Here is an 8,618-nt window from a genome sequence, read left to right as displayed (position 1 = left end):
TCGTGCATCAATCCCCACGACAATCCTGTCGGAACCAAACTCTCTGCATGCCTCTTTTACCAACTGAGGGTTGCTTACGGCAGCCGAACCGAGGATTACACGAAATAGCCCAATATTCAAAGCCGTTTCTATATTATCCATGCTGCGTATTCCACCGCCAAGTTCTACCTTTAACGAAGTGTTCCCGGTAATACGGCGGATTATATCCGCATGAACGGAATGTCCCGATAAGGCACCGTCCAGGTCAACCAAGTGCAGATAATGTGCTCCGCAGGACTCAAATTCCTTTGCAACTGCTTCAGGAGTATCCGAAAAGGTTGTACTCTGACTAAAATCGCCCTTGAACAGGCGGACACATTTACCTTCGTGCAAATCAATTGCCGGAAAGATATCCATTCCAGTCATCCTTTCAATAATCAAGAAAATTTTTTAAGATTTGCAACCCAACATCACCTGATTTTTCAGGATGAAACTGTGCAGCCATAATATTTTTATACGCAACCGACGCGGTAAGCTTCTCACCGTATTCGGTTACAGATGTAATTATATCACTGTTATCGGGTACAGCATGAAAACTGTGTACAAAATAGACATAAGGCTGCCCTGATAAACCTTTGAACAGCCCATTGTCCTGATTATCAACAATACTTAATGAATTCCAGCCCATGTGCGGAATTTTTAGTCCTGTATCCCGGATTTTGCACACTTTGCCCTTCAAAAAACCAAGTCCGGGCACTCTCGGAGATTCCTCACTGCTTTCGAATAAAATCTGAAGCCCTACGCAGATTCCCAGCATAGGCGTTCCAGCCTCAACACGCTCTTTAAGAGCATCTTTAAGACCGCTGGCTTCAAAGTTTTTCATACAGTCGCCGAAAGCACCGACTCCCGGCAAAACCAGCTTATCAGCTTTTCTCACTACGGACGGGTCGGATGTAACGACAGCATCCGCACCCAGAGAATGAAATGCTTTTTCAACACTAAAAAGATTTCCGACACCATAATCCAAAATCGCTATCATAGGATTGTGACACCTTTCGTATTAAAGAGTTCCTTTTGTAGATAAAACACCTTTTATTGTTTTATCTTCGTGGCAGGCAATTTTCAGCGCATGTCCAAGTGCTTTGAAAACAGCCTCAATTTTGTGATGCGAATTTGTGCCGTAAAGAACCTTCGCATGGAGAGTTATCCCTGCATGAAAAGCAAATGCGCGCAAAAATTCCTCGGTAAGTTCGGTATCATATTCGCCAATCATCGGCGCAACATCACCTGAATCATATACTATAAACGGGCGTCCGCTGATATCAATAGCCGCAAATGCAAGGGCTTCATCCATAGGCACATAGAATGAGCCGTATCGTGTAATACTCTCTTTCTTTCCAAGCGCCTTACAAAATGCATCGCCTAAAGTGATGCCAATATCTTCAACAGAATGATGTCCATCGACATTCAAATCGCCATTGCATGAAACATCAATATCAAATGACCCGTGCTTTGCAAACAATGTAAGCATGTGGTCAAAAAAACCGATTCCGGTTTTTATGGAACTTTTGCCGCTTCCATCTATATTGAGACGGATCTTTACTGATGTTTCAAATGTTTTGCGGCTGATTTCAGCTTTACGCATTATAGTTACCGCCCTTCTGCAAAATCACGAATTGCTTTCATAACAGCATTGTTTTCTTCAGGAGTTCCGATGGAAATACGCAGGCAGTTATCAAGCATCGGCGCTTTGCCGAAGCTCCTTACCCCGATTCCGTAGTTCAAAAGACGTTCATTTAACTCCTTAGCTTTATCGTATCTCAAAAGCAGGAAGTTCGTATCGGAAGGATATACCTTAATTCCCGGAAGCGACAGAAATTCCTCATACATACGGTCGCGTTCACTTATCACCATTTCAATGCGCGGATCAAATTCATCATACATCTGCATAACAACAGAAGCAACAACCGTGGAAAGTACATTGAGATAGTATGGCTTAAAAACCTTTCCCAATGTTGCAATTATGTCCTTGTCTGCTAAAAGATAACCCACTCTTATTGCGGCAAGACCAAATGCTTTTGAGAATGTACGCGCAACCATTAAATGCGGATATTTGGACATAAGCGAAACCGCGCTTGCCTTTTTCCCTGCAAACTCGATATACGCTTCATCAACTAAAAACGCACAGTCAATTTCCTTGGCGATTTTTTCAATATCTTCAACAGGAATCAATCCACCCGTAGGGTTATTCGGATTGCAGACAACTGCCAATGATGCCTTCTGGCCTTTGACTGCTTCAATAAACTTATCCGCGTTAAACGTATAATCAGCATCCAAAGGAACAGCAATACCTTCAGCATCTGCGGATTTTACGCATATCGGGTACATGGAAAAGGACGGCTGCATATATACAATCTTATGTCCTGCGCCGCCAAAGGCGTAAAAAACCTTGTCGATTATTTCGCTGGAACCGTTTCCCAGCCAAACATTCTCTTTCTGCAATCCAAAACGCTTTGCGATTATTTCGGACAAATCCTCCGGCTCTGTGTTGGGATAACGGTTGAACGCAATCCGTGATAAACTGCTCATAACCCGTTCTTCAACCAACGGTGGAAGATTCCAGCCGGATTCATTGGCGTTTACTTTGATGTTCCAGTCACGTTCTACGACATCATATACAGGAAGATCCTTTATATCTTTTCGGTAATCAAGCATACCTTATTTCTCCCTTCTCAGACGGATAGCGTTGGCATGCGCCTGAAGTCCCTCCGTCTCGGCAAGGCGGATAATGTCCTCAGACACATCACTTAATGCCGGCTGTGTATAGGAAATAAAGCTTGTGCGCTTCATAAATGTTTCTACGTTGAGTACGGAATAGTACCGTGCAGTTCCGCCTGTCGGAAGAATGTGGTCAGGGCCTGCAAAATAATCACCCAGCGGCTCCGGAGAATATGCACCAAGGAAAACAGCACCGGCATGGCGTACATATGGCAGAAGCTCAAACGGATTTTCCGTGAGCAGCTCAAGGTGCTCAGGCGCGGAAAGATTTGCAAAATCCATTGCCTGCATCATATCCTCGGCGATAATTATCATACCGTTTCTCTCGATTGAAGCACCTGCAATATCCTTTCGCGGCAGCTGCGCAAGCTGTTTTTCTACCTCTGCTGCCACCTTCTCTGCAAGCTCAGCGCTGTTCGTTATAACGATGCTTGATGCCAGCGGGTCATGCTCTGCCTGGCTGAGCATATCTGCAGCAGTATAGACAGGATCTGCTTTTTCATCAGCGACGATAAGAATCTCGCTCGGACCTGCAAGCATATCAATATCAACATGTCCGTAGACAGCCTTTTTGGCAAGCGTAACAAAGATATTTCCCGGGCCTGTAATCTTATCAACACGGGGGATTGTTTCAGTACCGAACGCAACAGCGGCAATAGCCTGTGCGCCTCCGATTTTGTAAATCTTCTTTACGCCTATATATTTTGCAGCCAAAAGAACATACGGATTGATTTTTCCGTCGCGCGGCGGACACATCATAATAATTTCCTTAACCCCTGCCACAGCAGCCGGAACAGCATTCATAACAACAGAGGAAGGATATGCTGCCGTGCCACCCGGAACATAAATTCCGACACGGTCAAGAGGAATAACGGACTGACCGAGAAGGGAGCCCTTTTCTCTGTATGTCATCCAGGAGGTCGGTTTCTGCTCCTCATGGTATCTGCGCACATTTTCAATGGATTTTTTCAGGGATTCTACAACCTTCGGATCTGCCTGTGCTTCTGCGGCAGCGAACTCCTCTTCGCTTACCAAAAACTGGTCCGGCGTGAACTCCGCACGGTCAATGAGCTTCGTGTATTTCATAACAGCCTTGTCACCGTCGCGGCGGACATCAGAAACAATCATATCCACTATTTCTGCAGCCGTCATATCACGTCCGAACAGCTTGATATTTCCCTCACGGATTTTAGGATTAAGCTCAACCTGATCAAAGGGAGCCTTCTCCAAATACTTTTCTACCTTTTCAACACCGAGTTCCTTTACATTTAAGATTTTCATTTATTCATTTCAGCCCTTTCAGTTAGAATCTGTTTCATTTTTTCAGTCAAGCTGTATATACGGTCAAACTTCAACCTAAAGCTGACACGGTTTGCTACCAGTCTCGCGGATGCGTCCATAATATGGACGATTTCTTCGAGATTATTTTCCTTCAATGTAGTTCCTGTCTCGACAATATCCACAATACTCTCGGAAAGACCTACTATCGGGCCAAGCTCTATTGAACCGTTAAGCTTTATATATTCCATCTGCATACCGTGCTCATTAAAAAACTTTTCGGCGATATGCGGGAATTTTGTCGCAACCCTCGTATGTGTGTAATCAGTCAGCTTATCACGCTTTTTATCCTTTGGCACAGCCATCATCAAATGACATTTCCCAAAGCCCAAATCCAAAAGCTCATAAACATCCTGCCCCGATTCTACCAGCACATCCTTACCGATGATTCCAATATCGGCAGCGCCGTATTCCACGTATGTCGGAACGTCGGCAGTTTTGGAGATAATAAATTTTACCTTCTGCTCTTCATTCGTGATAACAAGTTTGCGTGATGAATCGGTAAGCCCGTCAGCAAATATTCCGGCTTCCTTAAATAAATCAACAGCTAACGGAAAAAGCTTTCCCTTGGGTAATGCAATTGTTAAATACTCATTTTCCCTGCTCTGCATTATATCCTCCATTAACCTCTTTATTATGTTAAAGCACTAATATGATGATATGCTAACATTTGATTGTAACATTGTCAACTCATTTGAGCGTATTTCTTTTAAATAATCAATTTTCAGAATCAGCCTGCTGAAGAATCCTAAGCTCTATATTGCTCTCCGGTACAACATGGTCATGATGATGAGAAACTATCTCCGCTTCTTTGTTCATACCTATTTCCTCCAGCATTTCTGCTCCAATCTGCGGATGGAAAAAATAGATATGAAGTATTCCTGACAGCCAGCCGTTATTTTTCTGAGCAAGCTTTCGTGCAAACTCAGGAAAACAACCGGCAATAATAACAGCAATAGACTTTTCCCATACATTCATGCTTCCGTCAGTTCTTCCGACATCGTGAAGCAGGGCTGACCGCCGCAGCAAATCGGAATCGCATTTCTCTGACTTGGCAATTTCAATAGCAGTATACGCCACATGAAGCGCGTGATACCTGTCAGCTGTAGACATGTTCCAAAACAGCTTTTGAGCCTCGGCAGGCAGATATTTTTCCACATACTGTCTGTCTTGCTCTGTCAGAGATGCAGTAACTGCACGGTAAAATTGATATAACCGCACGGCCATTATTCAACATACAGAAGCGAAGTATATTTTTTCTCTTTTTGATATGCTTCCGCTTCTTCCTTTGTCATAGCTGATGGAGCAAGTTCAACGACCATATCCCCGTCACGTTTTTTCTGAGCTGATTCAATAGCTGCTTTTACCTTACCAGGCGCATAAGCTACGAAGCAGTCCTTTTTCAGCGTTTCAGGTGATGCTCCCTCACGTTCGACAGCCAGCATGATTCTTTCAATTCCAAGCGCAAAACCCGTTGACGGACATGCTGCGCCGAAATCCGAAAGCATGCGGTCGTATCTTCCGCCTCCGCAGAGAGGGAATCCCAGCTCAGGAGTATAAATTTCAAAGACCATTCCCGTATAGTAATCAAAATCACGTATAACGCCCAGGTCAAATTTAACGAACTCAGCCACGCCGTATGATTCCAAAAGCTGATAAATGGCAGACAGATTATCCAGAGCTCTTCTGCTCTGCTCGTTGCACGCAATATCCCAAGCCTTTTTCAATATTTGCTTATCACCGTGCAGCAGCGGAAGCGAGGCAAGGATTTTCTTGCTGCTCTCAGGAAGCTGCGTCTTTTCAACAATTTCCTGCAGCTTTACAAGATTGCGGCGTTCAAGAGCTTCACGGATACTCAGCTGAGTCTCGGCCGAAAAATGGAACTCTCCCATAAGGCCGTTGATGAATTCCACCTGTCCCAGACATACCTCGAAATTCTTGAGACCGCTCTGTTTCAGTCCTTCTATTGCCAAAGCGATAATCTCCGCATCAGCCTCTGCCGTGCTGGGCCCCATAAACTCAACACCGGCCTGATAAAACTCGCACTGCCGCCCTGCCTGCGCCTGCTCATAGCGGTACACATTGCTTATGTATGAAAACTTTAGCGGACGTACCGCATCTCTCATGCGGCTTGCAACAACGCGGGCAATAGGCGTAGTCATTTCATGACGCAGAGCCAGTGTGCGGTTTTGGCGGTCAAAAAACTTGAACATGTGCGGCTCTATAGCCTGACCGTTCCCTATAGTAAGGGTATCAAGATACTCTATAGAAGGCGTAACTATCTCATCATAGCCCCATTTCGTAAAAAGATTCATGAGAGTGGATTCTATAGAGCGTTTGCATGCTGCTTCCAAAGGTAAAAAATCCCGTGTTCCGTAGGGAATCTTGAGTGAATTCTTCAAAACCGGTTTCATAATATATTTATTCCGCCTTCCTGTTTTCCTTTTCTTTGAACCGCTGCAATATAATATTGTAGCCATCAGCACCGTAATTAAGACATTTTTTTACGCGGCTGATTGTTGCCGTGCTCGCTCCTGTGCGGTCAACAATCGCATCGTAGGTATTTCCTACGGAAAGCATACGCGCAACCTCAAGACGCTGCGCCAATGCCTTCAGCTCTCCTATAGTACATATATCCTCCAGAAACTCGTAGCATTCCTCCTGCGTCTTCAGGACAAGCAGTGCATCACAAAGCTGGTCGGTAAGTTCATCTTTGATTTTGGGATTTATCATGCTAACACCACCATCATAATATTTTTTCTCTTTATTCCTTTACTCTGTGAAAATAATATAAAATAATTATAGCACACTTTAGTATAGAAACAAGTAAAAGGATAATAAAATTTTACAGACTGCCCCATTAGCAGGTTTGACGTTGGCAAAACAAGAACTAAGGCTTATAATAATGAAAGAATTCAATAAAGGAGAAAAATACTTATGACTTTGACACGCGAATCTGTCGAGCTTCTGGCACCGGCAGGAAACTTTGAAGTTCTTAAAGCTGCTGTAGATGCAGGAGCCGATGCTGTATACCTCGGCGGCAAGCATTTTAACATGCGCCTGCACCGTCAGGATATGAATTTCAGTGATGAAGAACTCAAAGAAGCTATTAAATATACGCACGAGCATGGAGTACGCCTTTATATCACCATAAACAACCTCATCAGCGAAGAAGAGCTTCCTGATTTGGAAAAGTTCCTGCAATACCTTGATACGATTAAACCTGATGCGATTCTCGTACAGGATTTTGCCGTTATCGAGCTTGTAAAACGTCTCGGAATCAAGATTCCTCTCCATGCATCCATTATGATGAACACCCATAACGAGCACGCTGTAAAGCTCTTACAGCAGTACGGTATTACACGTGTCGTTGCCAGCCGTGAAATGTCTCTTACAGAGCTTTCCATTCTTCGCGAACGTACAGGCATCGAAGTTGAATACTTCGTTCATGGCGATATGTGCATTTCCGAGAGCGGACAGTGCATACACTCCGGTGTATTGTTCGGCCAGAGCGGAAACCGCGGCCGCTGCCTTAAACCCTGCAGATGGCCTTATGATCTCGTCTATGAAGATACTCTTGAGAAGGCACCCGACACATCTGACGGCCCTTACAAGCTGGCATTAAAGGATATGTGCATGTACCGCAACCTGCCCGATTTGATTCAGGCAGGTGTCGCGTCCTTCAAGATTGAAGGACGTATGCGCCCTGCTCCTTTCGTTCACGAGATTGTCAGCATTTACCGCCGTGCTATCGACGCATATATCGCCGACCCGACAGGATATCAGATCAATGAAGAAGACTGGAAGGCACTCTACAACAACCGTGCCCGTGACTTTTCCACATGCTTTGCTATGGGACACCCGGACAAAAACGCAATCGGATTTGACGGAACACGCGAGCCGCGCTTTTTCAGCAAGGCTATTCCCGAAGCTAAATACGGTGATGAAAAAACCACTCAGGAAGCAGTAGCGTCTGTTGAAAAGAAATCCTCTCTCGCTGTACGTGTCCGGGACATGGAAGGCTTAAAAGCAGCTATTGATGGCGGCGCTGACGCAGTTTATGCAGGCGGAGAAGTATATGCGCCTGCCAAGCCATGGACTCTTTCAGCATTGAAGGAAGCAATCGATTACGCGCATAAGCACAATGTCCGTTTCGTTTTAGATACCCCGCGCACTACAACCATGCGTGAGGTACAGGAGCTGGAGCTTCAGCTTGAAGCAGTTGAAGCATTAAAGCCGGACGGAATTCTGCTTGGCAATCCCGGAAGCATGTATCTTGCCGAAAAAAAGACATCACTTCCGCTTCAGACAGATTTCTCGCTTAACCTCTTTAACCATACAGCGGCAGAATTCTTCAAGCGGCACCGTGTATCCCTTTCCACCATTTCCTACGAGCTTTCGCTTCATCAGCTGACGGATATGGCTAAGAAAGCAGATGCTCCATTGGAGGTTATAGTCCACGGTGCATACGAGTCAATGATTTGCGACCACGATTTCCCGTCCCTGTCCAATCCGCAGGATTC

Annotated in this window: 10 protein-coding genes; 1 reads left to right on the top strand and 9 read right to left on the bottom strand. The window is 44.9% G+C overall.

What is annotated here, in order from left to right; translation table 11 throughout:
- The 9 genes from ACY69O_RS04040 to ACY69O_RS04000 all read right to left on the bottom strand — a co-directional run.
- Window positions 1-396: HisA/HisF-related TIM barrel protein (locus tag ACY69O_RS04040; RefSeq protein ID WP_462332185.1), on the bottom strand; the 396-nt coding region annotated here is incomplete at its 3' end.
- Between the two features lie 13 nt (window positions 397-409).
- Complete coding sequence (gene hisH, locus ACY69O_RS04035; RefSeq protein WP_462332184.1) at window positions 410-1,018, bottom strand: imidazole glycerol phosphate synthase subunit HisH; 609 nt, start codon at window positions 1,016-1,018, stop codon at window positions 410-412.
- A gap of 21 nt (window positions 1,019-1,039) precedes the next feature.
- Window positions 1,040-1,624, bottom strand: a complete 585-nt coding sequence (hisB, locus tag ACY69O_RS04030; RefSeq protein ID WP_462332183.1) for an imidazoleglycerol-phosphate dehydratase HisB — start codon at window positions 1,622-1,624, stop codon at window positions 1,040-1,042.
- A 5-nt stretch (window positions 1,625-1,629) separates the two neighbouring features.
- Window positions 1,630-2,694, bottom strand: a complete 1,065-nt coding sequence (hisC, locus tag ACY69O_RS04025) for a histidinol-phosphate transaminase (RefSeq protein WP_462332182.1) — start codon at window positions 2,692-2,694, stop codon at window positions 1,630-1,632.
- A 3-nt stretch (window positions 2,695-2,697) separates the two neighbouring features.
- Window positions 2,698-4,038 carry a histidinol dehydrogenase gene (gene hisD, locus ACY69O_RS04020; RefSeq protein WP_462332181.1) on the bottom strand — a complete coding sequence of 447 codons (1,341 nt, stop codon included), beginning with the start codon at window positions 4,036-4,038 and terminating at the stop codon, window positions 2,698-2,700.
- A complete protein-coding gene (gene hisG / locus ACY69O_RS04015; RefSeq protein WP_462332186.1) occupies window positions 4,035-4,706 on the bottom strand; it encodes an ATP phosphoribosyltransferase in 672 nt (223 codons plus the stop codon). The genes hisD and hisG overlap by 4 nt, the downstream gene beginning before the upstream one ends.
- A gap of 106 nt (window positions 4,707-4,812) precedes the next feature.
- On the bottom strand, window positions 4,813-5,316 hold the full coding sequence (locus tag ACY69O_RS04010; protein ID WP_462332180.1) for an HD domain-containing protein: 504 nt from the start codon (window positions 5,314-5,316) through the stop codon (window positions 4,813-4,815).
- A 5-nt stretch (window positions 5,317-5,321) separates the two neighbouring features.
- Window positions 5,322-6,509: an ATP phosphoribosyltransferase regulatory subunit gene (hisZ, locus tag ACY69O_RS04005; protein ID WP_462332179.1), complete on the bottom strand. Its 1,188-nt coding sequence runs from the start codon at window positions 6,507-6,509 to the stop codon at window positions 5,322-5,324.
- Between the two features lie 7 nt (window positions 6,510-6,516).
- Window positions 6,517-6,828, bottom strand: coding sequence for a YerC/YecD family TrpR-related protein (locus ACY69O_RS04000; protein ID WP_462332178.1), 312 nt, complete (start codon window positions 6,826-6,828; stop codon window positions 6,517-6,519).
- A gap of 204 nt (window positions 6,829-7,032) precedes the next feature.
- Here ACY69O_RS04000 and ACY69O_RS03995 point away from each other — a divergent pair.
- Window positions 7,033-8,618: peptidase U32 family protein (locus tag ACY69O_RS03995; RefSeq protein ID WP_462332177.1), on the top strand; the 1,586-nt coding region annotated here is incomplete at its 3' end.

Source organism: Schwartzia sp. (in: firmicutes) (assembly GCF_978017985.1).
This window is presented reverse-complemented; position numbering and strand designations above follow the sequence as displayed.

Excerpts from the sequence above, each read along its gene's own strand:
- hisZ (WP_462332179.1), bottom strand. The coding sequence starts at position 6,509 with ATGAAACCGGTTTTGAAGAATTCACTCAAGATTCCCTACGGAACACGG.
- hisC (WP_462332182.1), bottom strand. The coding sequence starts at position 2,694 with ATGCTTGATTACCGAAAAGATATAAAGGATCTTCCTGTATATGATGTC.
- ACY69O_RS04000 (WP_462332178.1), bottom strand. The coding sequence starts at position 6,828 with ATGATAAATCCCAAAATCAAAGATGAACTTACCGACCAGCTTTGTGAT.
- hisH (WP_462332184.1), bottom strand. The coding sequence starts at position 1,018 with ATGATAGCGATTTTGGATTATGGTGTCGGAAATCTTTTTAGTGTTGAA.
- hisB (WP_462332183.1), bottom strand. The coding sequence starts at position 1,624 with ATGCGTAAAGCTGAAATCAGCCGCAAAACATTTGAAACATCAGTAAAG.
- hisG (WP_462332186.1), bottom strand. The coding sequence starts at position 4,706 with ATGCAGAGCAGGGAAAATGAGTATTTAACAATTGCATTACCCAAGGGA.
- hisD (WP_462332181.1), bottom strand. The coding sequence starts at position 4,038 with ATGAAAATCTTAAATGTAAAGGAACTCGGTGTTGAAAAGGTAGAAAAG.